The sequence below is a fragment of the Nocardioides pyridinolyticus genome (genome assembly GCF_054653575.1).
The window spans coordinates 1-25,133 of record NZ_BAAIFY010000038.1; the positions used below are offsets into that span (position 1 = coordinate 1).

Annotated in this window: 25 protein-coding genes; 14 read left to right on the plus strand and 11 right to left on the minus strand. The window is 74.0% G+C overall.

Annotated features, from left to right (window positions below; genetic code table 11):
* Positions 1-304: 304 nt before the first annotated feature.
* The 9 genes from ACYQ0U_RS21235 to ACYQ0U_RS21275 all read left to right on the plus strand — a co-directional run bounded on the left by ACYQ0U_RS21235 (position 305) and on the right by ACYQ0U_RS21275 (position 9,915).
* Positions 305-580, plus strand: coding sequence for a DUF1876 domain-containing protein (locus ACYQ0U_RS21235; RefSeq protein WP_459975886.1), 276 nt, complete (start codon positions 305-307; stop codon positions 578-580).
* 13 nt (positions 581-593) lie between these two features.
* Positions 594-2,966: a phosphoenolpyruvate synthase gene (gene ppsA / locus ACYQ0U_RS21240; protein ID WP_459975887.1), complete on the plus strand. Its 2,373-nt coding sequence runs from the start codon at positions 594-596 to the stop codon at positions 2,964-2,966.
* Positions 2,963-3,985, plus strand: a complete 1,023-nt coding sequence (locus ACYQ0U_RS21245; RefSeq protein WP_459975888.1) for an alcohol dehydrogenase catalytic domain-containing protein — start codon at positions 2,963-2,965, stop codon at positions 3,983-3,985. The genes ppsA and ACYQ0U_RS21245 overlap by 4 nt, the downstream gene beginning before the upstream one ends.
* A gap of 7 nt (positions 3,986-3,992) precedes the next feature.
* Positions 3,993-4,439: a CBS domain-containing protein gene (locus tag ACYQ0U_RS21250; protein WP_459975889.1), complete on the plus strand. Its 447-nt coding sequence runs from the start codon at positions 3,993-3,995 to the stop codon at positions 4,437-4,439.
* Between the two features lie 79 nt (positions 4,440-4,518).
* Complete coding sequence (gene gap, locus ACYQ0U_RS21255; RefSeq protein WP_459975890.1) at positions 4,519-5,523, plus strand: type I glyceraldehyde-3-phosphate dehydrogenase; 1,005 nt, start codon at positions 4,519-4,521, stop codon at positions 5,521-5,523.
* 4 nt (positions 5,524-5,527) lie between these two features.
* A complete protein-coding gene (locus ACYQ0U_RS21260; protein WP_459975891.1) occupies positions 5,528-6,079 on the plus strand; it encodes a 2-oxoacid:acceptor oxidoreductase family protein in 552 nt (183 codons plus the stop codon).
* On the plus strand, positions 6,072-7,250 hold the full coding sequence (locus tag ACYQ0U_RS21265) for a transketolase C-terminal domain-containing protein (protein WP_459975892.1): 1,179 nt from the start codon (positions 6,072-6,074) through the stop codon (positions 7,248-7,250). Before ACYQ0U_RS21260 ends, ACYQ0U_RS21265 begins: the two co-directional genes overlap by 8 nt.
* Before the next feature lie 22 nt (positions 7,251-7,272).
* Complete coding sequence (locus ACYQ0U_RS21270) at positions 7,273-8,274, plus strand: thiamine pyrophosphate-dependent enzyme (protein WP_459975893.1); 1,002 nt, start codon at positions 7,273-7,275, stop codon at positions 8,272-8,274.
* A 9-nt stretch (positions 8,275-8,283) separates the two neighbouring features.
* Entirely contained in the window at positions 8,284-9,915 is a 1,632-nt protein-coding gene (locus tag ACYQ0U_RS21275; protein ID WP_459975894.1) for an NAD(P)-binding protein, read from the plus strand.
* Here the strand turns inward: ACYQ0U_RS21275 and ACYQ0U_RS21280 are convergent.
* The 3 genes from ACYQ0U_RS21280 to ACYQ0U_RS21290 all read right to left on the minus strand — a co-directional run bounded on the left by ACYQ0U_RS21280 (position 9,822) and on the right by ACYQ0U_RS21290 (position 11,711).
* On the minus strand, positions 9,822-10,808 hold the full coding sequence (locus ACYQ0U_RS21280; protein ID WP_459975895.1) for a universal stress protein: 987 nt from the start codon (positions 10,806-10,808) through the stop codon (positions 9,822-9,824). The genes ACYQ0U_RS21275 and ACYQ0U_RS21280 overlap by 94 nt on opposite strands.
* The gene (locus tag ACYQ0U_RS21285; RefSeq protein ID WP_459975896.1) at positions 10,805-11,038 is read right to left on the minus strand and encodes a DUF1918 domain-containing protein; all 234 of its coding nucleotides are present in this window, start codon (positions 11,036-11,038) and stop codon (positions 10,805-10,807) included. The genes ACYQ0U_RS21280 and ACYQ0U_RS21285 overlap by 4 nt, the downstream gene beginning before the upstream one ends.
* A 112-nt stretch (positions 11,039-11,150) precedes the next feature.
* On the minus strand, positions 11,151-11,711 hold the full coding sequence (locus tag ACYQ0U_RS21290; protein WP_459975897.1) for a hypothetical protein: 561 nt from the start codon (positions 11,709-11,711) through the stop codon (positions 11,151-11,153).
* A 107-nt stretch (positions 11,712-11,818) separates the two neighbouring features.
* Here ACYQ0U_RS21290 and ACYQ0U_RS21295 point away from each other — a divergent pair, with 107 nt between their 5' ends.
* Entirely contained in the window at positions 11,819-14,488 is a 2,670-nt protein-coding gene (locus ACYQ0U_RS21295; RefSeq protein WP_459975898.1) for a cation-translocating P-type ATPase, read from the plus strand.
* 44 nt (positions 14,489-14,532) lie between these two features.
* On the opposite strand, the gene ACYQ0U_RS21300 is transcribed toward ACYQ0U_RS21295, so the two are convergent.
* The 5 genes from ACYQ0U_RS21300 to ACYQ0U_RS21320 all read right to left on the minus strand — a co-directional run bounded on the left by ACYQ0U_RS21300 (position 14,533) and on the right by ACYQ0U_RS21320 (position 19,254).
* Positions 14,533-14,769, minus strand: a complete 237-nt coding sequence (locus ACYQ0U_RS21300; protein ID WP_459975899.1) for a DUF1918 domain-containing protein — start codon at positions 14,767-14,769, stop codon at positions 14,533-14,535.
* Positions 14,770-14,852: 83 nt separating this feature from the next.
* A complete protein-coding gene (locus ACYQ0U_RS21305; RefSeq protein ID WP_459975900.1) occupies positions 14,853-15,260 on the minus strand; it encodes an Hsp20/alpha crystallin family protein in 408 nt (135 codons plus the stop codon).
* Between the two features lie 68 nt (positions 15,261-15,328).
* Positions 15,329-18,010 carry a bifunctional acetate--CoA ligase family protein/GNAT family N-acetyltransferase gene (locus tag ACYQ0U_RS21310; protein WP_459975909.1) on the minus strand — a complete coding sequence of 894 codons (2,682 nt, stop codon included), beginning with the start codon at positions 18,008-18,010 and terminating at the stop codon, positions 15,329-15,331.
* Positions 18,011-18,082: 72 nt separating this feature from the next.
* Positions 18,083-19,084: a zinc-dependent alcohol dehydrogenase family protein gene (locus ACYQ0U_RS21315; protein ID WP_459975901.1), complete on the minus strand. Its 1,002-nt coding sequence runs from the start codon at positions 19,082-19,084 to the stop codon at positions 18,083-18,085.
* 2 nt (positions 19,085-19,086) lie between these two features.
* On the minus strand, positions 19,087-19,254 hold the full coding sequence (locus ACYQ0U_RS21320) for a hypothetical protein (protein ID WP_459975902.1): 168 nt from the start codon (positions 19,252-19,254) through the stop codon (positions 19,087-19,089).
* A 107-nt stretch (positions 19,255-19,361) separates the two neighbouring features.
* On the opposite strand from ACYQ0U_RS21320, the gene ACYQ0U_RS21325 reads away from it, so the two are divergent.
* The 3 genes from ACYQ0U_RS21325 to ACYQ0U_RS21335 all read left to right on the plus strand — a co-directional run bounded on the left by ACYQ0U_RS21325 (position 19,362) and on the right by ACYQ0U_RS21335 (position 21,673).
* Positions 19,362-20,318 carry an MBL fold metallo-hydrolase gene (locus ACYQ0U_RS21325; protein ID WP_459975903.1) on the plus strand — a complete coding sequence of 319 codons (957 nt, stop codon included), beginning with the start codon at positions 19,362-19,364 and terminating at the stop codon, positions 20,316-20,318.
* A 6-nt stretch (positions 20,319-20,324) separates the two neighbouring features.
* The gene (locus tag ACYQ0U_RS21330) at positions 20,325-20,708 is read left to right on the plus strand and encodes an MBL fold metallo-hydrolase RNA specificity domain-containing protein (protein ID WP_459975910.1); all 384 of its coding nucleotides are present in this window, start codon (positions 20,325-20,327) and stop codon (positions 20,706-20,708) included.
* A gap of 95 nt (positions 20,709-20,803) precedes the next feature.
* Positions 20,804-21,673, plus strand: a complete 870-nt coding sequence (locus tag ACYQ0U_RS21335; RefSeq protein WP_459975904.1) for a universal stress protein — start codon at positions 20,804-20,806, stop codon at positions 21,671-21,673.
* Between the two features lie 239 nt (positions 21,674-21,912).
* Here ACYQ0U_RS21335 and ACYQ0U_RS21340 read toward each other — a convergent pair whose 3' ends face one another.
* The 3 genes from ACYQ0U_RS21340 to ACYQ0U_RS21350 all read right to left on the minus strand — a co-directional run bounded on the left by ACYQ0U_RS21340 (position 21,913) and on the right by ACYQ0U_RS21350 (position 24,555).
* Positions 21,913-22,851, minus strand: a complete 939-nt coding sequence (locus tag ACYQ0U_RS21340) for a class I fructose-bisphosphate aldolase (protein ID WP_459975905.1) — start codon at positions 22,849-22,851, stop codon at positions 21,913-21,915.
* Between the two features lie 103 nt (positions 22,852-22,954).
* On the minus strand, positions 22,955-23,881 hold the full coding sequence (locus tag ACYQ0U_RS21345; RefSeq protein ID WP_459975906.1) for a universal stress protein: 927 nt from the start codon (positions 23,879-23,881) through the stop codon (positions 22,955-22,957).
* Positions 23,882-24,240: 359 nt separating this feature from the next.
* A complete protein-coding gene (locus ACYQ0U_RS21350; protein WP_459975907.1) occupies positions 24,241-24,555 on the minus strand; it encodes a hypothetical protein in 315 nt (104 codons plus the stop codon).
* Here ACYQ0U_RS21350 and ACYQ0U_RS21355 point away from each other — a divergent pair.
* Positions 24,554-25,042, plus strand: a complete 489-nt coding sequence (locus tag ACYQ0U_RS21355; protein ID WP_459975908.1) for a universal stress protein — start codon at positions 24,554-24,556, stop codon at positions 25,040-25,042. The two genes, ACYQ0U_RS21350 and ACYQ0U_RS21355, sit on opposite strands and share 2 nt — an antisense overlap.
* The last annotated feature ends 91 nt before the right edge of the window (positions 25,043-25,133 follow it).

Consider the following 25,133-nt stretch of genomic DNA (forward strand, 5'->3'; position numbering starts at 1 on the left):
GCGCCTCGAAGGCCCGGTAGACCATGAAGGCCGGCCACACGAGACCCTCCAGCACGGCGAGCACGTGCCACCAGAAGCCGTCCGCCTGCTGCCAGAACCACACCCACGCGCCGAGGATCCCGATCGCGTAGATCGCGCCACCGCCGGCCGCTGCGCCGGAGCCGTCGTTCGTCATGACGCCATCGGACCACCAGACGAGCGGGACCGACACGGCCGAACGTCCCGGGGCGCCCGGGACGCCCGGCCGTTCCGGCGCGGCCCCGGGGCGGCCACGCTCGAAGGAGACGACCGGGAGGAGAGGGTCATGCACACGCGCACGTGGCACCTGCAGATCGACCTGTTCGAGCAGGACACCAGCACCCGAGCCGAGGTCGTGATGCGCACCGACGCCGGCACCGAGCTGCGGCACGTCGGGATCGCCCGACGCCGCCCCGGCGACCACGACGTCCCGGAGATCGGCGCCGAGCTCGCCGCGTGCCGGGCGCTGTCCGGGCTGGTCCACGAGCTCCTGGACGCCACCATCGCCGACCTCCAGCAGAACGACCCCGGCAGCGGCGTCGCCCACGTCGCCGTCGACTGAGGGCGCGTCTGCCATGTCGGCGTACGTCCTGCACTTCGGAGCCGTGGGACGCGACGACGTCGCGCGGGTCGGGGGCAAGAACGCCTCCCTGGGCGAGATGTACCAGCACCTGTCCTCCGCGGGCGTCCGCGTCCCCGGCGGGTTCGCGGTGACCGCGGACGCCTACCGACACGTGCTCGATGCCGGCGGTGTCCGCGCCACCCTGGAGGAGCTGTTCACCGGCTTCGACCCCGACGACGTGGCTGACCTTTCCGACCGCGCCGCGCGGGCCCGCCGGCTCGTGCACGACGCCGGCCTGCCCGACGACCTGCGCGACGAGGTCCTCGCGGCCTACCGCGCCCTCCGGGAGAGGTACGGCGACGACCTGCGCGTCGCCGTGCGCAGCAGCGCGACGGCGGAGGACCTACCCGAGGCGAGCTTCGCGGGACAGCACGAGAGCTACCTCGACATCGTGGGCGAGGAGCAGCTGCTCGACGCCGTGCTCCGGTGCTTCGCCAGCGCGTTCACCGACCGGGGCGTGCACTACCGGCACCAGCAGGGCTTCGGCCAGCTCGAGGTCGCGCTGTCGGTCGGCGTGATGAAGATGGTCCGCTCGGACCTCGCCTGCTCGGGTGTGCTGTTCACCCTGGACACCGAGTCGGGCTTCCGCGACGTCGTGTTCCTCACCGGGTCCTACGGCCTGGGCGAGCTCGTCGTGCAGGGCACCATCGACCCCGACGAGTTCTACGTACACAAGCCGACCTATGAGGCCGGCTCCCGGGCCGTGCTGCGCCGCCGGCTCGGCCAGAAGGCGGTCCGCATGGTCGCCGCCGGTCAGTCCGGCACGCGCAGCGAAGTTACGCCGGAGCCGGAGCGGCGGCGGTTCTGCCTCCACGACGACGAGGTCCTCGAGCTGGCCGGCGTCGCGATCGCGATCGAGCAGCACTACGGCCAGCCGATGGACATCGAATGGGCCAAGGACGGGGTTGACGGGCTGACCTACATCGTGCAGGCCCGGCCCGAGACCGCCGCGTCGAACGCGGTGGCCACGACGCTGCGCCGTTTCGTGGTCGACGAGAGCGCGACCCCGGTCGTCGAGGGCCGGGCCGTCGGCGACCACGTCGCCGTCGGCCGCGCCCGGGTCGTCACCGACGCCAGACAGCTCGCGGACTTCCGCCCCGGCGAGGTCCTGGTGTCCGCGACCACGACGCCGGACTGGGAACCGGTGATGAAGACGGCGGCCGCCGTTGTCACCGACCGCGGCGGACGGACCTGCCACGCCGCGATCGTCGCCCGCGAGCTCGGCCTCCCGGCGGTCGTCGGCACGAGCCACGGCACGTCGGCGATCCGGGACGGCGACCTCGTCACGGTCTCCTGCGCCGAGGGCGAGACCGGCCGGGTCTACTCGGGCGAGGTGGCGTTCCACGTCGACGAGGTCGACCTCAGCCGGCTGCGCCGCCCGCGCACGAAGATCATGGTCAACCTGGGCAACCCGGCCCTCGCCTTCCGCACCGCCCTGCTGCCGAACGACGGCGTGGGGTTGGCGCGGATGGAGTTCATCATCAGCGAGTCGGTGCGCGCGCACCCGCTCGCGCTGCTCCACCCCGACCGCGTCGCGGATCCCGTCGAGCGCGCGCAGGTCGTCGCGCTGGCCGAGGGGTACGCCGACGGGGCGGCGTACTTCGTGGAGCGGCTGTCCGAGGGCGTCGGCACCATCGCCGCGGCGTTCCACCCCAAGCCGGTGGTCGTCCGCATGTCCGACTTCAAGACCAACGAGTATGCCGGGCTCCTCGGCGGCGCCGCCTTCGAGCCGCACGAGGAGAACCCGATGCTCGGCTTCCGCGGGGCGTCGCGCTACGCGCACCCGGCCTACCAGGAGGGCTTCGCCCTGGAGTGCCGCGCGATGCGCCGGGTCCGCGAGGAGATGGGGCTGCGCAACGTGATCCTCATGCTCCCGTTCGTGCGCCGGCTCCACGAGGCGGACCGGGTCCTCGCCCGGATGGCCGAGCTGGGACTGGAGCGCGGACGGGACGGGCTCGAGGTCTACGCGATGTGCGAGATCCCGAACAACGTGGTCCTCGTCGACGAGTTCGCGACCCGCTTCGACGGCTTCTCGATCGGCTCGAACGACCTCACCCAGCTCACACTGGGCGTGGACCGCGACAGCGAGGTGGTGGCGTTCGACTACGACGAGCGCGACCCCGGCGTGAAGCAGATGATCCAGCTCGCCGTGGACGGCTGCCGCCGGCACGGCATCCACTCCGGTATCTGTGGCCAGGCCCCGTCCGACCACCCCGACATGGCCGAGTTCCTCGTGGAGATCGGCATCGACTCGATGAGCCTGACCCCCGACAGCATCCTGCGCACGACCCGGGCGGTCATCAAACTGGAGGAGGAATTGTCATGAAAGCGCTGACCTTCGAGGGACCGGACCGCCGGGTGTGGCACGACGTCGCGGACCCGGTGATCGTCGACAGTGAGGACGCCATCGTCCACGTCGACGCGGTCACCATCTGCGGCACGGACCTGCACATCCTCAAGGGCGACGTCCCGGAGGTGAAGCCGGGCCGCGTCCTCGGTCACGAGGCCATGGGCACGATCGAGCAGGTCGGACCGGCCGTCGTCGGGTTCGTGCCCGGCGACCGCGTCCTGATCTCGTGCATCACCGGCTGCGGTCGCTGCCGGTACTGCCGCGAGAACCACGACGGCCAGTGCCTCGCCGGCGGCGGCTGGGTGCTGGGACACCTGATCGACGGCACGCAGGCCGAGCGGGTGCGGGTGCCCTTCGCCAATCGCGCCCTGCACCGCCTGTCCGACAGCGTCTCCGACGAGCAGGCGCTCGTGCTCGCCGACATCATGCCGACGGCGTACGAGGTCGGCGTGCTCAACGGTCAGGTCGCCCCCGGGTCGTCGGTGGCGATCGTCGGCGCCGGCCCGATCGGCCTCGCGGCCGTGCTGACCGCCCGGCTGCTGAGCCCGTCGCGCATCGTCGTGGTCGACCCTGCGAGCGAACGCCGCGCGGCCGCGCTCCGCTTCGGCGCCGACCAAGCCGTCGCCACCGCGGACGAGGCCCGAGAGGTAGCCCGGGACGTCGACACCGCCATCGAGGCGGTCGGCGTGCCCGAGACCTTCGAGCTGTGCACGGAGCTGGTCCGCGCCGGGGGGACGGTCGCCAACGTGGGCGTCCACGGCGCACCGGCGACGCTGCACCTGGAGTCGCTGTGGATCCGCAACGTGACGGTCAGGACCGGGCTCGTCGACACGTTCTCGACGCCGACCCTGCTCCGGCTGATCGCCGAGGGACGCCTCGACACCGAGGGCCTCATCACGCACCGCTTCGGGCTGGACGAGATCCAGGACGCCTACGACATCTTCTCCCGTCCGCAGGAGAGCGGTGCGCTCAAAGTCGCCCTGTTCAACCAGTGAGCGCCCGATGCCCGGACTCGCCGTGCGGGACGCGATGTCGCGCGACCTGGCCACGGTCCCCCCGACCTCCACGGTCGGGAGGGCCGTGGACGAGGTGCTCCGTCGCGGGCACACCCATGTCGTCGTCGTCAACGCGGCTGGGCAGCTCCTCGACATCGTGTCCGCGCACCTGCTCACCACCGCGCTGATGACCCGGCTCGTCCGGCGCACCCAGCCCCTCGAGACCGTCCTGGCCAGACCCGTCACCGTGAGCACCGGTGCCGGGCTCGCGGACGCCGCGGCCGTGATGATGGAGTGCTCGGTCGACGCCGTGGGAGTCGTCGACCGGGCCGGCGTCCTCGTCGGCCTCCTCACGTGGGCCGACATCGGACGCGCCGCCGTCCGCGCCGACCGGGTCCCCGCCGACCGGGACCGGGCCGACCCGGGCCGGGCAGAACGACGCGGGCCGGGATGACCTTCGGCCCTGACCCACGCGGGCCTCGGTCGGGAGGCTGGTGGAAGCAGCGGCACCCCACTCGCACAAGGAGAGCGCGATGACAGTGCGCGTCGGCATCAACGGCATGGGACGGACCGGGCGGGTCTTCCTCCGCATCGCCGAGGAGATCGACGACCTCGAGGTCGTCGCCGTCAACGACGTCGCCGACCCGGCGACGATCGCGAACCTGCTGCGCCGCGACAGCACGTTCGGCCGCTTCCGCAGCGACATCCGCGTCGACGGGTCGACCCTCGTCGTCGAGGGTCGCAAGGTCGCAATCACCACCGAGCGCGAGCCGGCCGCGCTGCCCTGGTCCGCCCACGACGTCGAGGTCGTCGTCAAGTCGACGGGCCGGTTCCGGACGCGGGACGCCCTCGCGGCGCACCTCGACGCCGGCGCCGCCCGGGTCGTTCTGTCCGCGCCCGGGAAGGGCCTGGACGCCACGTTCGTCATGGGCGTCAACGACGGCAGCTACGACCCCGCCCGGCACCGGATCGTCTCGAACGCCTCGTGCACGACCAACTGCGTCGCGCCGATGGTCGCGGTGCTGCAGGAGGCCTTCGGCGTGCGGCACGGCTTCATGACGACCGTGCACGCCTACACCGGCGACCAGAACCTCCTCGACGGCCCGCACCAGGACCTCCGCCGGGCCCGCGCGGCCGCCGTCAACATCGTGCCGACGACGACCGGCGCCGCCCGGGCCGTCGGCGAGGTCCTGCCCGCCCTGGCCGGCCGGCTCGACGGCGTCGCGCTGCGGGTGCCGGTCGTCGACGGGTCACTCGTCGACCTGGCCGTGCTGCTCGAGCGCCACGTCTCGGTGGAGGAGGTCAACGAGGCGTTCGCCGCGGCGGCCGCCCACGGGCCGCTGGCCGGTCGGCTCCGGTACGACACCGAGCCGCTGGTGTCCAGCGACGTCATCGGCGACCCGGCGTCCTGCATCGTCGACGCGCCCCTGACCCAGGCCAGCGGCAGCTTCGCCAAGGTGTTCGGCTGGTACGACAACGAGTGGGGCTACACCTGCCGCCTGGCGGACCTGACCCGGATGGTCGGGACCGGACGGTGATGCCGTGTTCAACGTGCGGTTCCACGGACGCGGTGGCCAGGGGGTCGTGACGGCGGCCGAGATGCTCTCGGTCGCCGCGTTCGACAGCGGCCGGCACGCGCAGGCCTTCCCGACGTTCGGCTCCGAGCGCACCGGCGCCCCCGTCACGTCGTTCTGCCGCATCGACGACGCACCGATCCGCTTCCACGAGCCGATCGACGTCCCCGACGCCGTCGTCGTCCAGGACCGCACGCTGCTGCACGGCGTCCCGGTCCTCGACGGCATCACGCCGTTGACGCATGTCCTCGTGAACACGTCGTGCTCCCCCGGCGACCTCGGGATCGAGCTCCCGCCCCGGCTCACGACGCTGGCCGCCACCGACCTCGCGCGCGAGGTCCTCGGCCGCCCGCTGCCCAACACCGCGCTCCTCGGGGCGCTCGCCGGGCTCACCGGGATCGTCTCCCTCGACGCTGTCGTCCTGGCGATCCGGCAACGCTTCTGCGGCGAGCTAGCCGAGGCCAACGCCGCCGTCGCCACCCGGGCGTACGAGGCCGTGGCGGTGAGCAGCCGTGCGTGAGCAGGTCGAGGGCTCGCGGGCGGTGGCCCGGGCGGTGGCGCTCTGCCGGCCCCAGGTCGTCGCGGCGTACCCGATCTCCCCGCAGACGCACGTTGTCGAGGCGCTGGCCGACCTGGTCCGTGGCGGCGACCTGGCCCCGTGCGAGTACCTGACCGTGGAGTCGGAGTTCGCCGCGATGTCGGCCTGCATCGGCGCCTCCGCGGTCGGCGCCCGTGCCTACACCGCCACCGCCAGCCAGGGCCTGCTGTACATGGCCGAGGCCGTCTTCAACGCGTCGGGGCTCGGGCTGCCGGTCGTGATGACCGTGACCAACCGGGCGATCGGCGCCCCCATCAACATCTGGAACGACCAGTCCGACTCGATGGCGCTGCGCGACGCGGGCTGGATCCAGCTGCATGCCGCCTCGGTCCAGGAGGCGGTCGACCTGCACCTCCAGGCCTTCGTGCTCGCCGAGCGGCTGTCGCTGCCGGTCATCGTGTGCCTGGACGGGTTCGTGCTGACGCACGCCGTCGAAGAGGTCGACCTGCCCAGCCAGGCCGAGGTCGACGACCTCGTCCCGCCCTTCCGTCCGCGCCAGCGGCTCGACCCCCAGGACCCGGTCACCATCGGCGCCATGGTCGGACCGGAGGCCTTCACCGAGGTCCGCTACCTGCTCGAGCAGCGGCTGTCGCAGGCGCTCGAGGCCGTGCCGTGGCTGGCCGACGACTTCGCGGCCCGCTTCGGCCGCCGGTCCGGAGGCCTGGTCCGTGGGCACTGCACCGAGGACGCCGACACCGTGGTCGTCACGATCGGCTCGGTCGCCGGTGCGGCCGAGGACGTGGTCGACCAGCTCCGCGCCGAAGGCGTGGCGGCCGGAGCGCTGACGATCGGATGCTTCCGCCCGTGGCCGGCCGAGGCCGTGCGCCGCGCGCTGGCCCCGGCCCGGCGGGTCGTGGTGCTGGAGCGGGCGTTCAGCCCGGGCCGCGGGAGCATCGTCGGCCAGGACGTCCGCGACGCGCTCCACCACAGCGTGCCCGTCGTGCAGGCGGTCGGCGGTCTCGGTGGCCGGCCGGTGACGCGCGCCGACGTGCGCGGCCTGGTCGAGGACGTGGTGGCCGAGCGGCTCCGGCCGGACCGCCTCCACTTCCTCGGGCTGGACCACTCCCTGCTCGACCGGGCCGGGGCGGACTGAGGGGCGGGCTGAGGAGACCACCGTGCAGGAGACCAGGCTCTACCAGATCGGCACGTTCGCTGCCGGCAACCGGCTGCTCGACCCCGAGGACAACTCGGTCCAGTCGCACGCCGACCGCGCGAACGCCCTCACCAGTGGGCACCGCGCCTGCCAGGGGTGCGGCGAGGCCCTGGGCGCGCGCTTCGTCCTCGACGCCGCGATCCGCGCGACCGGCGGCGACCTCGTCACGGTCAACGCCACCGGCTGCCTCGAGGTGTTCTCCACGCCGTACCCGGAGTCCTCGTGGCAGGTCCCCTGGCTCCACTCGCTGTTCGGCAACACGCCGGCGGCCGCCGCCGGCGCAGCGGCCGGCCTGAAGGCCCTCGGCCGGCCCACCCGAGTCGTCGGGCAGGCAGGCGACGGCGGCACCGTTGACATCGGTTTCGCCTGCCTGTCCGGCATGTTCGAGCGCGACGACGACGTGCTGTTCGTCTGCTACGACAACCAGGGCTACATGAACACGGGGGTGCAGCGCTCCGGCGCCACCCCACCGGCCGCCCGGACCGCCACGACGTCAACGCTCGGCGAGCCCCCGGGCAACCGGTTCGGTCAGGGCAAGTCCGCGCCGCTCATCGCGATGGCCCACGAGATCGGGTACGTCGCCACGGCGACCGTCGCCGACCTGCGCGACCTCGAGCGGAAGGTCGCGCGCGCGATGCGCTTGCACGGCGCCCGATACCTGCACGTGCTGGTCCCCTGCCCGCTCGGCTGGGCCGCCGCCCCGCAGGACACGGTGCGCCTGGCCCGGCTCGCGACCGAGTCCGGGCTGTTCCCGCTCTTCGAGGCCGAGCACGGCCAGGTCACCGACGTGACCCCGATTCGGCACCGCGTGCCTGTCGAGGAGTACCTGCGCCTCCAGGGCCGCTACGCCCACCTTTTCGCCGACCCGCCGCGGCCCGACCTGGTCGCGCGCATCCAGGCCGGCGCCGACCGCAACATCGCCCGGTTCGGGCTGCTGCCCGCACCGGACCGACCCGCGAGCTGAGGAGCAGAGATGGAGCACCCGTTCGGCATCACCCTCGACGTCGGCAGCAGCCGCACGAACCACACGGGCAGCTGGCGCACCGAGCGGCCCGTCTACGTCACCCTGCTCCCGCCGTGCGCGGGCGAGTGTCCGGCCGGTGAGGACGTGCGCGAGTGGCTGCGCGACGCCGAGGACGGCGGCGACGGCTACGAGCGCGCCTGGCGGCGGATCATGGAGACGAACCCGTTCCCGGCGGTGATGGGCCGGATCTGCTACCACCCGTGCGAGACCGCCTGCAACCGCGCCACGCTCGACGAGGCCGTCGGGATCAACTCCGTCGAGCGGTTCCTCGGCGACGAGGCCATCCGCCGCGGCTGGACCGTGGCCGCCGACGCCCCGCCGACCGGTCGGCGCGTGCTGGTGGTCGGCTCGGGGCCGGCCGGCCTGTCCGCGGCGTACCACCTGACGCTGCTCGGCCACGCCGTCACGGTCGTCGAGGCGGCACCCGAGCCCGGCGGCATGATGCGCTACGGCATCCCGGCCTACCGGCTTCCTCGCGACGTGCTCGACGCCGAGGTGCGGCGAATCCTGGCGATGGGCGTCGAGCTGCAGACCGATGACCCCGTCACCGACCTCGAGGCCCGGCTGCGCAAGGGCGGCTACGACGCCGCGTTCCTCGCCGTCGGCGCCCAGCTCGGGCGGCGGATCGACCTGCCCGCGGGCTCGGCCGCGCGCGTGGTCGACGCGATCTCGCTGCTGCACGGCGTTGCCGAGGGCGAACGGCCACTGCTCGGCCGCCGCGTCGCGGTGTACGGCGGTGGCAACACCGCCATGGACGCCGCGCGGACGGCCCGGCGGCTCGGCGCCGAGGACGCCGTCGTGGTCTACCGGCGCACCCGCGACCGGATGCCGGCCCACCCCAGCGAGGTCGGGGAGGCCGAGGCCGAGGGCATCCGCTTCACCTGGCTCAGCACGGTGACCGCCGTCGACGCGGACGGCCTCACGCTGGAATGCATGGAGCTGGACGAGTCCGGGTTCCCCCAGCCGACCGGCCGGTTCGAGCGGCTCGAGGCCGACGCGCTCATCCTGGCCCTCGGCCAGGACAGCGACTTGTCCTTCCTCGACGGCGTGCCCGGCCTGGACTACCGCGACGGTGTCCTCGTCGACGCCGACCTGATGACCGGCCGGCCCGGGTTGTTCGCCGGCGGCGATGCCGTGCCGGACCAGCGGTCGGCGACCGTGGCGATCGGCCACGGACGGCGCGTGGCGGCCAGCATCGACGCCTGGCTGCAGGGCCGAAAGCCCGCGGCGCCCCCGGCGTCGGCGCCGGCGACGTACGACCGTCTGAACACCTGGTACTTCACGGACGCGCCCCGCCAGCACCGCCCGGTGCTCGAGGCGGCGCGCCGGTCCTCGACCTTCGAGGAGATCGTGCACGGCCTCGACGTCGAGACCGCGCTCTACGAGGCGCGGCGCTGCCTGTCCTGCGGCACCTGCTTCTCCTGCGACAACTGCTACGGCATGTGCCCGGACAACGCGGTGCTGAAGACCGGCGACGACCTCGCGCCCTACGTCATCAACCTCGACTTCTGCAAGGGCTGCGCGATCTGCTCGTCGGAGTGCCCGGCCGGGGCCATCTCGATGGTCCCCGAGGAGAACTGACGGTGGTGCCGCTCGCGCGGCGCCATGGTGTCGAGCACGAGTACCGGGCAGTCGGCATCGCGCAGGACAGCACGCGCGACGGAGCCCAGGTGGCTCCCCCACGGGACCGTCGCCTGGTGCCGACCCAGCACCAGGAGGCCGGCCCGGCGGGATTCGTCGACGAGGACGTCGGCGGGCCGACCGTGGACGACCGCCAGCTCGTGAGGAACCCCCGGACGCCGACGGAGCGCGGGCTCGAGCTCGCGGGCGAGCTGGTGTACCAGGTCGCTCTCGTGCCGCTGGAGCGCCGGCCCGGCGAACGCGACGCCGTCGTAGAGGTCGCTGTGGTACCACGCGTGGACGATGCGCAGCTGCGCGCCCCGAGCGGCCGCCTCCTCGAGGGCGGTAGCCAGGAGCTGCGGTGAGGTGAGCACGTCCTCGACCCCCACCAGGACGGTCCCCTCACGCTCGGGGTCCGGATGCCACTCCGGGGGCAGGACGACGACAGGGACCGGCGCGTGGGCAGCCACGTGGCCCACGACCGCGAGCGTGTGCAGGTGGGTGCGGGTCCGCGGCCGGCGCTCGAGCACGACCCGACGGGTCGCCAGCGACGCGTCCACAAGCGCATGCGACACGCTGCCACGCAGGAGGCTGGCGTGCACAGACACCTCGGGCAGGGCGTGCTCGAAGTGGGCAGCGGCGTCGCCGAGCACCCGGGTGCCCACCACGCGCACGGTGTCGCCCTCGGCGGCAAGTGGCGTCGGCACGCTGCTGTGCTCCAGCGGAACCACCGCGTGGGCCAACCGCACCGAGCCGCCGTACCGCGCGATCTCGGCGGCGACGAACGCGAGCGTGGCGGCACCGCCCGAGCCGCCCACGCCGACGAGGATCTCGTCGGGCTGTCGAACGGTCATGGCGACGTCACCGGCAGCGTGCCCGTGTCGTACTCCGGCGGGTAGCTCGGGCCGGCGTGCTCGATCTCGGCATCGACCGGAGGGAACATCAGCGTCTCGTGGCCGTCATCGGACCACCGCACCCAGTACGGCGGGTGCCCGTCGGCGTGGTCGCCGGCGATCACCTCGGCCACCCGTGTCTCGGCGTCCTCCTTCCGCACGATGATCTGGTCACCCTTGAACGCGTACATCTGCTGTCTCCTTCTCAGTGATCGGCGGTCGGCGGTCGGCGAGGTCCCTCGACGGCGGGTCGACGGAGCGTCGACGGAGCGTCGTCGGGCACATCTAGACGGCGGCGGTCATCTACCGGTCCTGTCGCTCCCGCCAGCCGGTCCGGACAAGCATCGCGTCAAAGCCGAGGGGGTCACGCCGTTCGAGCTCGTCAAGCAGGCGCACCCGCTCGTGGACCAGCACCAGCACGGCAGCCGAGTCGGACCGCCGTCGCGTGACCTCCTGGGTCGTCCGCAACCAACGCCGCTCGAGGTCGCGGGTCGACAGCCGCCGCAGCTGCCGCCGCGTGTTCACCGGACGGAACGAGAGCCACTTCTCGACCACCCAGCCGAGCAGCCGCGGGCAGAGGCCGCCGAGCATCGCCACGACGAGGAGCGTCCACACGCCAACGACGGCCGGAAGCCCCAGGAACAGCGTGGCGCCGACGCCGAACCACAGTGCGAGCAGACCCACAAGCCGCCACCGGTGATCGGTCGCCTCGACCCACGCCAGGCCGCTCGCGGCACCGAGCACCGTGATCGCGCCGACGGCGGCGAGCATGCTCGGCCAGCCCAGGTCGGCCGCCCCGGCAGTCACCGCCACGATCGTCAGGACCACCACCGTCGCCTGCCAGACGGTCCGGTACGTTCTCATGCCTCCACGCTCCTCGTCCCGGGTCCCGACCGGCAGGGCCGATGGCCCCGGCAGCACCGGGACCTCGGTCCGCAGCGTCGAGAGTCCCCCGGTGCCACGGTGGGGACATGAGCCCCGAGCTCCTCCTCCGGCCGCTCTCGGCGGTACTGGCCGAGTTCGACGCCACCCTCGACGGGCTCGACCTCGCCGAAGCGGCCGCGCGGTCGGAGCGCTTCGGCGCCAACGAGCTCGTCGCCCGGCGCGGCCCGTCGCTCACGACCGCCCTGGTCCGTCAGCTGGTGCACCCCCTCGCCCTGCTCCTCTGGCTCGCGGCCGGGCTGGCGCTGCTGACCCATGCCGTCGTCCTCGCAGTCGCGATCCTGCTCGTGATCGGGCTCAACGCGGCGTTCGCGCTGGCCCAGGAGCGGCATGCCGAGCACGCCGTCGCGGCGCTCAGCGCCTATCTGCCGCCGCACGCGGTGGTCGTCCGCGACGGCCGCCGCGCGGTCGTCGAGGCGCGGGACGTCGTGCCCGGCGACGTGCTCGTGGTCGAGGAGGGCAACGCGATCTGCGCGGACGCCAAGGTGGCCGTCGGCGCGGTGGAGGTCGACCTCTCCGCCGTCACCGGCGAGTCGGTGCCCGTCGTCCGGTCGGCCAGTGCGGCGGTGGAGGACGGCGGTCGCCTCGTCGACGCCCCCGACGTCCTCCTGTCGGGCACGACGTGCACCTCGGGGGAGGCCCTGGCCGTCGTGGTGGCGACCGGGATGGCGACCGAGCTCGGCCGGATCGCCGGCCTGAGCGGACGCACCACGCAGGAGCCGAGCCCGCTCGAGGTGCAGGTACGCCGCGTGGCGTGGCTGATCGCGGGCGTCGCGATCGGAGTCGGATTGGCCTTCCTGCCGCTGGGCGTGCTCGCCGGGCTCAGCCTGGCCGAGGCCGCGGTGTTCGCGATCGGGCTCCTCGTGGCGAACGTGCCGGAGGGCCTGCTGCCCACCATCACCCTGGCCCTGGCGGTCGGCGTCGCCGGCCTGGCCCGCCGAGGCGGTCTCGTGAAGCGGCTCAGCGCGGTCGAGACCCTGGGCTCGACCGACGTCATCTGCACCGACAAGACCGGCACGCTGACCCAGAACCGGATGCAGCTGCACAGCACCTGGGACGCGTCCGCGCGACACGCCCCCGCCCCGCCGGTGCGCGCCGCCCTCGCCCGGGTGCTCACCTCCTGCACCATGGCCGACCTGGCCTCCGGGATCGGTGACCCCACCGAGCTCGCGCTGCTCCGGGCCGCCGAGCAGCTCGACGGCACGCCGCCGCCGGTCGAGCGACGCGAGGCGACGTACCACTTCGACCCGCGCCTGCGCCTGATGTCGGTGATCGTCGCGGCCAGCCCGTCCGACGACCTCATCCTCACCAAGGGGGCCCCCGAGGCCGTCCTTGCCCGGTCGATGTCGGCCCTCGCTCCCGACGGGACCTGCCGGGCCCTCAACGACGGCGACCGGCAGGTGCTCGACGCACGCCTCGGCGAGCTCGCCGGCCGCGGCCTGCGGCTGATCGCGTGCGCGTGGCGGGACATCCCACCCCCCGGTGGGCCGCCCGAGCGGGCGGAGGTCGAGCGCGACCTGGTGCTGCTCGGCTTCGTCGCGCTCTCCGACCCGGTCCGGGACGCCGTGCCCCGGGCGATGGCGCAGGCCCACGCCGCGGGGATCACCGTGCACGTCATCACCGGCGACAACGGCGCGACCGCTGCCGCGGTCGCCGCGTCGGCCGGGCTCTGCCCCGCCGGGCGGCCGGACGTGGTCGCGGGCTCCGACCTCGCGGCGTACGACGACGACCGGCTCGACGCGCTGCTCTCATCCGGCCGGGAGATCGTGTTCGCCCGCAGCTCGCCCGAGGACAAGCTACGGATCGCCACGCGGCTCCAGGCGGCCGGGCACGTGGTGGCGATGACGGGCGACGGCGTCAACGACGCACCGGCGCTGCGCAAGGCCGACATCGGCGTCGCGATGGGGCGCAGCGGCACCGACGTCGCCCGGGAGGCGGCCACCATGGTGCTCACCGACGACGACTTCGCGACGATCATCTCCGCGGTCGAGTCGGGGCGACGGGTCTACGACAACGTCCGCAAGTTCATCCTCTACATCTTCGCCCACGCCGTGCCGGAGATCCTGCCGTTCCTCCTGTTCGCGCTCTCGGGCGGCGCGATCCCCCTCGGGCTGACCGTCGTGCAGATCCTCATGATCGACCTCGGCACCGAGACCCTGCCCGCTCTCGCCCTGGGGCGCGAGGCGGCCGAGCCCGGGCTCATGTCCCGCCCGCCGCGCAGCCGCCGCGAGGGCATCATCACCGGCCACATGCTCGTCCGTGCCTGGGCCGTGCTCGGGCTGACGTCGGCCGTCCTGGTCGTGCTGGGCTTCCTCGGCGTGCTGTGGTCCGGTGGCTGGCAGCCGGGCGACCCGACGGGACCCGGGAGCGCGCTCCACGAGACCTACCTGCGGGCGACCACGATGACCTTCGCCGGGATCGTGGCGTGCCAGATCGGCACCGCGCAGGCCGCCCGGACCGACCACGTCTCGCTGCTCTCAATCGGACCGCTGTCGAACCGGCTGCTGCTCGCCGGCATCGCCTTCGAGGTGGCGGTGACGGCGGTCGCGATCTACCTCCCGGCGGCCCAGGCGGTCCTGGGCACGCGACCGCTCCACGTCCGGGAGCTGGCCGTCCTCGCCTGCTTCCCGCTGGTCGTCTGGGGCGTCGACGAGGTCTACCGGCTCACCCGTCGGCGTCGCCGCACGGCGACCGACTGACCGGGATGGGGCGGCGGCCTCGGCGCTCACCCCTCCCTCACCCGTCAGCGATCCTGCCGGACGTGGCCCCCGCCCGGGTGCTCAAAGCCCGGGTGCTCGGAGTGGTGGACCTCGGCGTCCGGACCGGGATAGAACAGGGTCTCGTGGCCGGTGTCCGACCAGCGCACCCGGTACGGCGGTGAGCCGTCCGCGTTGCGGACCTCGATCACCTCGCCGTCCCGTGCCGGTTGGTCGACATGGGCGCTGTGGACCAGGATGCGGTCCCCCACTGCGGCGTACATCTTCTCCTCACTCCTCTCACGCGATGTGAAGGCCCCCGCGGGCTCGCCGCGGGGGCCGCGTCCGTCCGGTCGGCTACGGGGGATCACTCCACCGGCAGCTCCCGGTGCGTAACCGGGATCCGCGTCGGCGTGACGGGTACCTGCGCCGGCATGGAGACCGTGAGGACGCCGTCCGCGTACTCGGCGCGGACGTCTGCAGCCGTCGTTCCCGGCGGCAGCGCGATCAGGCGCTCGAAGCTTCCGTATCGGATCTCGGTGCGGTAGTCGTCGTGCTCCTCCTCGCGCCGCTGGCCGTGGAGGTGCAGCGTGCTCCCGTCCACCGTGAGCTCGATGTCCTGCTGCGGGTCCACGCCGGGGAGGTCCGCCCGGACGATCCGGCGACCGTCCTCCACCCACTCCTCGACCCGGACCTCGGGCTCGACCTCGGCGCCGAGCCAGGCCATCACCTCACCCAGCACCGACGAGCCGTTGCGGCGTTCTACGCTCTGCATGTTTGCTCCTCTCCTCGCTCTCGCCCCCCAGCACACCGCGGTCGCGGCCCCGGCCACAGGGCCCAAGGTCATCCGCCGGGCGGCCCGGAGGTCGCGGCGAGGCGCCGCCCCCGCAACCGCCGGGGCACACCGGCGTCGGGACCCGTGATCGGCCCGACGCGCACCTTGGCGTCCACGACCGCACACCCGTGGGGGCCGACCAGCACGGGATTGAGGTCCAGCTCGGAGACCTCCGGGACGTCCTCGGCGAGCCGGCCGAGCTGGACGACCAGCCGGACCAGCGTGTCGACGTCGCCGGCCTCGGTGCCGCGGTGCCCGGCGAGCAGGGCGGCGACCCGCAGCGAGTGCACCGCCCGGGCGGCGTCCCGGCGTCCGACGGGCGGGACCAGGAAGGCCCGGTCGTCCCAGACGTCGGTGTGCACACCCCCCGCCGCGACCATCACCAGCGGGCCGAGGACGGGGTCGCGGACCAGGCCCAGCGCGACCTCGGTCCCGGCCAGCGTCGGCTGGACCAGCATCGGGGCGCCCCGCCCGACGACGGACTCGAGCTCCCCGACGGTACGGCGCACCGCCTCCTCGCCCACGACGCCGACCCGGACGAGTCCCCGGTCCGTGCGGTGGACGACGTCCCCGGTCGCGACCTTCACCACGACCGGGTGCCCGACCCGGGCGGCTGCCGCGACGACCGCGTCGGCGCCGCGGGCGACCTCCCCCACCGGGTCCAGTCCGTAGCCCCCGAGCAGCTCGCCGACCGCGTCGGTGTCCAGCCAGCCCTCCCCGTGCGTCGTCAGGTGGTCGAGCGCCCGCCTCCGGGCCCGGTCACCGGCGACGGTGTCCACGTGGGCGTCGGGCTCGTGCGGCTCACGGCGCCAGGCGGCGTACTGGCTGACCCGCCCGAGCGCACGGGCGGCCGCCTCGATCGACGGCAGGCAGGTCACGCCCGGCAGCTCGCCTCGGGGCGCTCCGTCGGCGCCGCCGTAGCGGACGAGCACCACCGGCTTGTCGGGGTGCCGCCGGCGCAGGGCGGGCAGCAGCTCGACCGCCGCCCCCGGGTCGCCGAGGGCGGTCGGGACGAGCAGCACGAGCAGCGCGTCGACCTCGCCGTCGCCGAGCAGCAGCCCGGCGAGCGACGCCAGGTCACCGGGCCTCCCACCGGCACCGGCGTCGACCGGGTTGCCCGTGCCCGAGGTGCCGGCGACGTACGGGCTCAGCCGGTCGCGCACGTCCGCCGACAGTGGCGGCACGACCAGCCCGCGCTGCTCGGCGGCGTCGGCGGCGAGGACGCCGAGACCGCCCGCGTTCGACAGCACCGCGAGCCGGTTGCCGCGTGGCAGCGGCTGCTCGGCCAGCAGCAGCGCGGTCTCAGTCAGGTCCTCCGCGCCGTCGCACGCGATCACTCCCGCCTGGGCGAACAGCGCGTGCACTCCCAGGGTCGGCGTCGCCGCCGCAGCGGTGTGCGAGGCACCCGCGCGACGTCCGCCCGCGGAGCGACCGCCGACCACGGCCAGCAGCGGCTTGACCTCGCTGAACCGGCGCGCGAAGCGCGCGAACTTGCACGCGTTCCCGAAGGACTCCAGATAGAGCGCTGCCGCAGTCACGCGCCCGTCGTCCTGCCAGGCGGCGAGCAGGTCGTTGCCCGAGACGTCCAGCTTGTTCCCGAGCGACACCATCGCGAGGACGCCCAGGCCCAGCCGGCGCGCGGCCTCCTCGACCACGATCCCGACCCCTCCGGACTGCGACGCGATCGCCAACCCGCCGGACGGCGGGACGACGCCGCTGAACGTCGCGTCGAGGCGTACGTCGGGATGGTTGCTCAGGATGCCCAGGCAATTGGGGCCCACCACCCGCATGCTGTGCCGCCGCGCCGTGTCGAGGATCCGGTCCTCGAGGAGCGCCCCGGCCTCGCCGAGCTCCGCGAACCCCGCCGACAGCACGGCGACCCCGTGGGCCCCCACCGCCGCCGCCTCCTCGACCACCGCGGCGACGGCGGGCGCCGGAACCGTCACCACCACCAGGTCGACGCCGTGCGGCAGGTCGCGCACCGACCCCGTCTCCGTCCCCGGCTGCACCACCCAGAGGCGCCCGCGGAACCCGCCGGACCGGATCGCGCGCACGACCGCCGCGCCGATCCCGGTGCCGTCGCGACGGGCGCCGACCACCGCCACCGACCGGGGATAGAGCACCGGGTGCAGGCTCCACTCCTCGGCCTTGCGCTCCCGCTCGTCGGCTGCCCGGAGGGCGGCCCAGGAGACCCCGGTGTCGAGCTCGACGTGCACGGACCCGGCTGCCGTGTGCCGCAGGACCGCGAAGCCGGCGTCGGTCAGGACCTCGAGCATGGCGCGGTTCTCCGAGAGGACCTCCGCGACGAACCGGCGGACACCGCGCTCCCGCCCGGCCGCGGCCAGGTGCTCGAGCAGGAGGCTGCCCAGACCGAGGCCGTGGCTGAGGTCGTCGACCAGGAACGAGACCTCGCTCGTGGTCGGGTTGACGGGCTCCGCGGTGGCCACGGCCACCAGTCGCCCGTCGTGCTCGGCCACCAGGACCAGCACGTCCGCGGACCGCTCGAGGTGCTCGACGTAGGTACGGGCGGCGACGCGGCTGAGGCTGAAGAACCGGAGCCTCAGCGTCTCCTCGCCGACCCGGTCGTGCAGGTCGCGCAGGGCGGGGAGGTCGGCGTCGCACGCGGGACGGATCGTGGCGATGGAGCCGTCCCGGAGCAGCACGTCGGCCGACCCAGCCGTTGAGGGCATCACCAGCCCAGGCTGGGTCCTCCGGCCGACGCGGGCCAGTGCCGTTCGACCCGGGAACGGGAGGACCTTGGGTCAACCGGCCAGCAGCACGCCCGAGCCGCTGAACCGGCCGGCCGCAAGGTCGGCGAGGGCGCGATCGGCCTCACCCAGCGGGTAGCAGGTGACGTGCGGGCGGACGCCCAGGCGCGAGGCCAGCGCGAGCAGCTCCTCACCGTCGCGGCGCGTGCTCGACGTGACCGTGCGCAGGTCGCGCTCGTGGAACAGGTGCCGTTCGTAGTCCAGCGACGGCACCGCGGACAAGTGAATCCCGGCCAGCGCGAGGGTCCCGCCGGGGCGGAGCGCCTCGAGCGCGACGGGGACGAGCTCCCCTGCCGGCGCGAACACGATCGCGGAGTCCAGGAGCTCGGGCGGGCGGGCGGCCTCCGAGCCGACCCAGGCCGCACCGGTCTCGCGGGCCAGCGCCCGGGCCCTCTCGCCCCGCGTCATCACGAACAACTCGGCGCCCTGGGCGAGGGCCACCTGGGCGGTGATGTGGGCGCTCGACCCGAACCCGTAGAGGCCGAGCCTCCCGCCCGGCGGCAGGTGGGACCGCACCAGCGCCCGATAGCCGATGATGCCGCCGCACAGCAGCGGGGCGAGCTCGGCGGCCGGCACGGAGGTGGACAGGCGGTAGCCGAACCGCTCCGGCACCACGGCGTACTCGGCGAACCCGCCGTCCGCGTCCCAGCCGGTGTAGGTCGAGGACGGGCACAGGTTCTCCCGCCCGGTGCGGCACCAGTCGCAGGACCCGCAGGTGCTGCGGAGCCATGCGCCGCCGACCCGGTCCCCCACCTCGAACCGCGCCGCTCCCGGGCCGCGCTCGCGGACCCGGCCGACGATCTGGTGACCGGGGACCACGGTGGAGCGGCGGGGTGCGAGGTCGCCCTCGGCCAGGTGCAGGTCGGTCCGGCAGACCCCGCACGCCTCGACCTCGAGCAGCACCTCGCCGGCACCCGGCACGGGGCGCGGCCGGACGGCGGCCCGGACCGGGCCGCCCGCGAGCGGTCCCGGTTCCTCGACGGCCCAGCATCGCACGGTCAGGCCCCTGCCCCGCCTCCGGTAACCGTCCCGAGCGCCAGGCGCAAGAGCCGGACCACGACCTCCCCGAGCAGCTGCCCACTCAGCCAGCCGACCGCCACCAGCACGGTCAGGGTCAGGACCACCCCGAGGACACGGTGCCGCTCGAGCAGCGGGTTCTCGCTCATGGCGCCACGCTCGTGCGGCGCGACCGCGCTGCGCAGGGCCGAAGGTCACCCGGCCCGCCGGACCATCCGCCCTGCTGGCCCGGTGCCTCCTGGGGGACGCTGGCTGCGTGACCGACCCGATGCTCACGTTCCTGGGCGGCGCCGGCACCGTGACCGGCAGCTGCTTCGCGGTCTCGACCGACGCCGGCCAGGTGTTCGTCGACGCCGGCCTCTACCAGGGCCTGCGTGACCTCCGGCGCCGCAACTGGGACCGGTCGGACCCCGCCCCCGCGGGCCTGGACGCCATCGTTGTCACGCACGCCCACCTCGACCACTGCGGCCTGCTGCCGCGCCTGGTGCGTGACGGGTTCAGCGGCCCGATCGTCTGCACGCCCGAGACCGCCGAGCTGGTGGCGATCATGCTGCGCGACAGCGCCCACCTCCAGGAGGAGGACGCCCGGCTCGCGAACGAGGGCGGGTACTCCCGGCACCGCCCGGCGCTGCCGCTCTACGACCTCGACGACGTCGAGCGCACGCTTCCCCACCTCCTCCCGGTCGCGTACGAGACCTGGGTCGACCTGGCTGCTGGCACGCGCGCCCTGCTGACCCCGGCCGGCCACATCCTCGGCTCGGCGTGCGCCGTGGTGGACGTCGAGGGCCACCGGGCCGTCTTCAGCGGTGACCTCGGCCGCGGCACGCACCCCCTGCTCCCTCCGGCCGGCCCTCGGCCGGCGGCCGCCACGGTCGTCGTCGAGTCGACGTACGGCGACCGGCGGCATCCCCCACCGGACTCCGGTGTCCTGGCCGGAGCGGTGCGCCGCACCATCGGCCGGGGCGGGACGGTCCTGATTCCGGCCTTCGCCGTCGACCGCACCGAGCTGGTCATCCTCGAGCTCCACCGGCTGATGGCGGGCGGGCAGATCCCGCGGGTCCCCGTCCACCTCGACAGCCCCATGGCCCTGGCCGCGCTCGGCGTCTACCGGCGGGCCTCGGCCGAGCTCGGTGCCGCGATCGACGGCCTGCGGCTACATGCGGTCCGGGACGCGGCGGGCTCGATGCGCCTCAACGACCCGGTCGGTCCGTGAATCGTCATCTCCGCCTCGGGCATGGCCACGGGCGGCCGGGTCGTGCACCACCTCGCCCACCAGCTGCCGCACGCGCGCAACTGCGTCGTCCTCACGGGCTACCAGGCGGTCGGCACGCGCGGCCGCCAGCTGCTCGACGGGGCGCGGCAGCTCAAGATGCACGGGCGCTACGTCCCGGTGCGGGCCGAGATCGTGGACGTGCCGACGTTCTCCGTGCACGCCGACGCCGGTGAGCTGATCGACTGGCTCGCCTCAGCGGGCCCGCCCGAGGTCGTGTACGTCGTGCACGGCGAGCCCGACGCCTCCGCCGCGCTCGCGCGCCGGATCGGCGACGAGCTCGGGTGGTGCGCGGTGGTCCCCCGACTCGGCGAACGGGTCCGCCTGGACTGAAGGCCCCGGGACCTTGGTCCCGAGGCCTGTCGTCCGCGGACCCTGCCGCCCGGCGGAGGGCGGGCCGACGATGGTGCCACGCGAGGAGGTGCGACATGACCAGCAGGGACATCGTGGTCGGTCTGGACACCCACGACACCTGGCAGGACGCCGTCGACTGGGCCGCCGACCAGGCAGCGCGCGAGAACCGCGCCCTCACGCTCGTGCACGTCGCCGACTCCGCCGAGGAGCTCTGGCACGACGCCTCCGGGCACGAGCGGCGGATCGGCGTCGTGCAGATCCAGACCGCCGGCGAGCTCGTGCTCGACCGGGCGCGGACCCGGGTGGCCGAGCGCACCCCCGGTGTCCCGGTCCATGTCGTCCTGCGCGGCGGAGGCGTCCGGGACGGGCTGCACGCGGTGGCCCAGGGCGCCCACCTCCTCGTCGTCGGGTCCCGCCGGCACCGCACCCTCTGGTCCCGGCTGGCCGGGACCAGAGGCGCGGCCGTCACACGGCGACCCCCGTGTCCGGCTGTGGTCGTGCACGCGGTCCACCCGGGCGAGGTCCGTCGCGGGGTCCTCGTCGGCATCGACGACACCGAGCACGCCGCCGCGGCGCTGCGGTTCGCGTTCCGTCAGGCGTCGCTGACCGGGCGTCCGCTGACCGTCGTGCACGTGGCCCCCGAGGCCGTCTACGGCGCACCGACGGACGAGGACGACCAGCAGCTGTCCGTGGCCGAGGCCGTCGCCGGCCTGCGCGAGCAGTTCCCCGACGTCCCGGTGCGGACCACGGTCGAGCGTGGCGACCCCGCGGCCGTGCTCCTGGGATGCGGCCGCCGGATGAACCTGATCGTGCTGCTGGGGGCGCAGCACCGCCGCCCGGTGGTCGAAGTCCTCCTGGGATCCGTCGTCGGGCCGGTCGTCGACCGGGCGACCTGCCCGGTGGCCGTCGTTCCGGACGAGGCGCTCGCCGCCGGCAGCGCGTGATAAGCGCCGGGCCCGGCCGCGCTCCCGGCGTACGACTGCTGGGGCCTACTCCAGACCAGGAGGTAGCGCGCGTCGCGTGGGTCTCGGGAGAGGGTGTGGCGGTCGTGCCGGTCAACTGCACCGTCGCGGACGCCGTGCCCCGGGATGCCCGTGTGGGCGCTCGGCGCCCGGGACCCTGGCGGTCCGCGTCGAACCGGTCGAGGTCACCGGCCGCAGGCTGTGAGCTCCAGGGCGGCCTCCTAGGTGCCGTAGCGTGCGGCGCCGTTCAGTGCCGCCCGCTCGAGGAGGGCCCGCTGGGCCAGGTCACGCCGGCCCCCGTCGCCCTTCCAGGCCCGCAGCACCGGGGCCTGGAGCGCCCGGCCGAACGAGAAGCTCAGCTTCCACGGCTGGGGCGTCCGGCGGTTGAGGGCATCCAGGCGGGCGGTCGCCTGCTGCTCGCTCTGGCCACCGGAGAGGAAGACGATGCCCGGCACCGCCGCGGGGACGCAGTCCCGCAGCACGGCGAGGGTGCGCTCGGCGATCACGTCGTCGCACTCCGGGTCCCTCGCGTCGGTCCCCGGCAGCACCATGTTCGGCTTGAGCCGGGTGCCGTCCAGGTCGAGCTTTTTCAGCCCGAGAAGGAGTCCGGTCTCGGCCTCGCGCGTCCACTGCCGACGGGTGTGGTTGACGAAGACGGTGTCCTGGTACGGCTCGGCCAGCCACATCGCGAACAGGACCGTGAGGTCGAGGTCGTGCGTGGCCGCGTACGCCGCCGCGGCCTCCACCTGGCCGACCGGGTCGGCTCGGTCGATGCCGACGGTCACCGGGAGGGCGCCGTTGGCGGGCACCCAGTCCGGCGGCACCACGACCACGGCCACGGCCGCGTGGGCAGCAACGCGGGTCGAGATGGACATGGTCAAGAGGCGATCTAGGCGCTGGGGCGCTCGTCGCTCGAGGACGACGAGGTCGCGCGAACCCGCCCGGTCGGCGATGGTCGCGGCGACCGGGCCGATCAGCAGCTCGGTACTCAGCGGCACCTTGTCGCGGAGCCGGGGCCGCATGCGGTCGGCGGCGTCGGTCAGGACCGACCGGCCGACCGCGAGCAGCGTCTGGTCGAGCGCCTGCACCTGGCCGTAGGACGGCGCGGCGATCACCGAGTGCACGACGTGGATCAGCTCGATCCCGGTGCCGCGGTGCAACGCCTAGGTCGCGGCGAAATCCAGCGTGCCCTCGTGGACCCTGTCGGGTCCGACGGCCACGACGATGCCGAGCTCGTTGGCCTCCATGACGGCTCCTTCCGGGTCACTTCAAGAGCTGGCCCTGCGACTCGAGGACCAGCGTGGGGAGCTCCAGAGCCGCCGTGGGCGGCACCACCATGACGGGGCACTGCGCCTTGCGGAGCACGGCCCGAGCCGTCCCGCCGAGGTGGGTGGCCTCGGGCAGCCCGTGCGCCCTTCGCACGAGCACCAGCAGGTCCGCCGCGGTCGACGACTCGACCAGGACGTGGCCCGGGCGGTCGTGCACGACGCGGACCTCGACGTCGACGTCCGGGTACACCGAACGCCAGGGATGGAGCAGGCTGTCCAACTCCGCGGTGGCCTCGCGCTCGACCTGCTCGCGGGCGACCCTCGCCTCGATGATGTCGTCATAGGCGTTCGGGAGGTGCCACGCGTGCAGCGCCACGAGTGTCGCGGCACGCGCCTGGGCGACAGCGAAGGCGTGCGCGAGCAGCTCGGTCGCGTGGGCCGGCGACTTCACCCCCACGAGCACGACGCCGTGCTCCTCGCTCGTCCCGTCCTCATGCCACTGCGCCGGGACCTCGACGACCGGGACGGGAGCGCGGGCGGCGGCGCGGGTGGCGGTGTCGCCCACGACGATGCGGTGGAGGATCGCTCGGTCGTCGCGGCCGAGCACCAGGACGCGCGCGCCCTCGGCGGCGCGAATCAGCTCCGTGGAGCAGACACCGTGGCGCAGCCAGGCGTCGAACTCGATGTCGGGGCCCAGGATCCGGACCTCGCCTGTCGCCTGCGCCAGGATGCTCTCACCGGCCGCAGTGAGGTCGCCCGGCACGAGCACGGGCGTCATCGGCGAGATCGGCGCGTGGTCGGGGACGACGTGCACGAGCCGGAGGCCCTCACCCCAGCGCCGGGACTCCTCCACGGCGAAACGCAGCGCCCCTCGGTTGGCTCGGGTCCCGTCGACGCCGACGACCACGGTGCCCGTCCTCACGTTCATGACTCTCCCTCGTCCGCAACCCGTTCCTCTCGTCAGGCTGGACCGCACGGCGGTGGCGCTGTAGGGCCGAAGGGCCCGGCCAAGTGGGGCGACCGGCGCGGCAGTACGGGACCGGTCAGCGGACCGGGATCCACCACTCGATGGTCGTCCCCTGGCCCGGCTCGGACGACACCGTGCAGCGGCCCCCGCGCCGCTCGGCCGGGCGCGCATGTTCACCAGGCCGCTCTGGACGACCTGGCCGTCCCAGCCGCGCCCGTTGTCGACGACCACGAGACGGATGCCGTCGGTCACGTCGAGCTCGACGACCCCGGAGGTCGCGCGGGCTTGGCGAGCGGCGTCGGCCAGCGCCTCGCTCAGCACGGCCAGGGGGTCAGGAGCCTCGTCCGGGCCGACCAGCGACCGTACCGGTCCGCGGAACCGGAGCGCCGGCCGAACTTGAGCGCGATCGTGGCCCGTTCCACGACCCGCGTGACGGCGTACTGGATGTCGCTCTCGCCCTCGGAAGCACCGAGGTCGAAGATCGTGCGGCGGATGTCGCGGATGGTGTCGTCGAGGTTCTCGACCGAGGTTCTCGATCCGGGCGAGCGTTGCGGGCCGCTCGGCCATCCTCTCGATGGTGACTGCTCCCGCCACGCCCGGGCCCGCACGCCGCGCCGGGCGGCTCTCATGGCGCCGGCCCGACGACGAGCTCGCGCCGGCGGTGCGCCACCTTGCCCACGGCTAGATCTCCGTTTCCAGAGTCCGCCTGGCGCATCGGCGACGAGCTGGGCTGGTGCGCCGTCCTCCCTCGACCCGGGGTTCGCGTTCGAGCAGGCGTCCACGACGGACCGACCCCTCACCGTGGTCCACGTGGGGATGAGGCTCACCTACGGCGAGCCCGCGGACGAGCCTGACCAGCGGCTGGCGATCGCCGAGGCCGTCGCCGGACTGCGCGAGGAGTACCCCGACGTGCCGGTCCGGACAACGGTCGAGCGCGGTGATCCGCCGACAGTGCTGCTCCGACTGGGGAACGACATGCACCTGATCGTGCTGGGAACGCATCACCGGCGACCGATCGCCGAGCTGCTTCTCGGCTCAGTCGTCGTGCCCGTCGTCGAGCGCGCGACCTGTCCGGTCGCCGTCGTCCCCGACGACACGCAAGGAAGGCGGACGTGATGAACGCTCAGAGCTCGCGGGGTCCGACGCTGGCGACTCTCACGGGATACGACTGCTGGTCCCTGCTCGAGACGCAGGACATCGCCCCGCG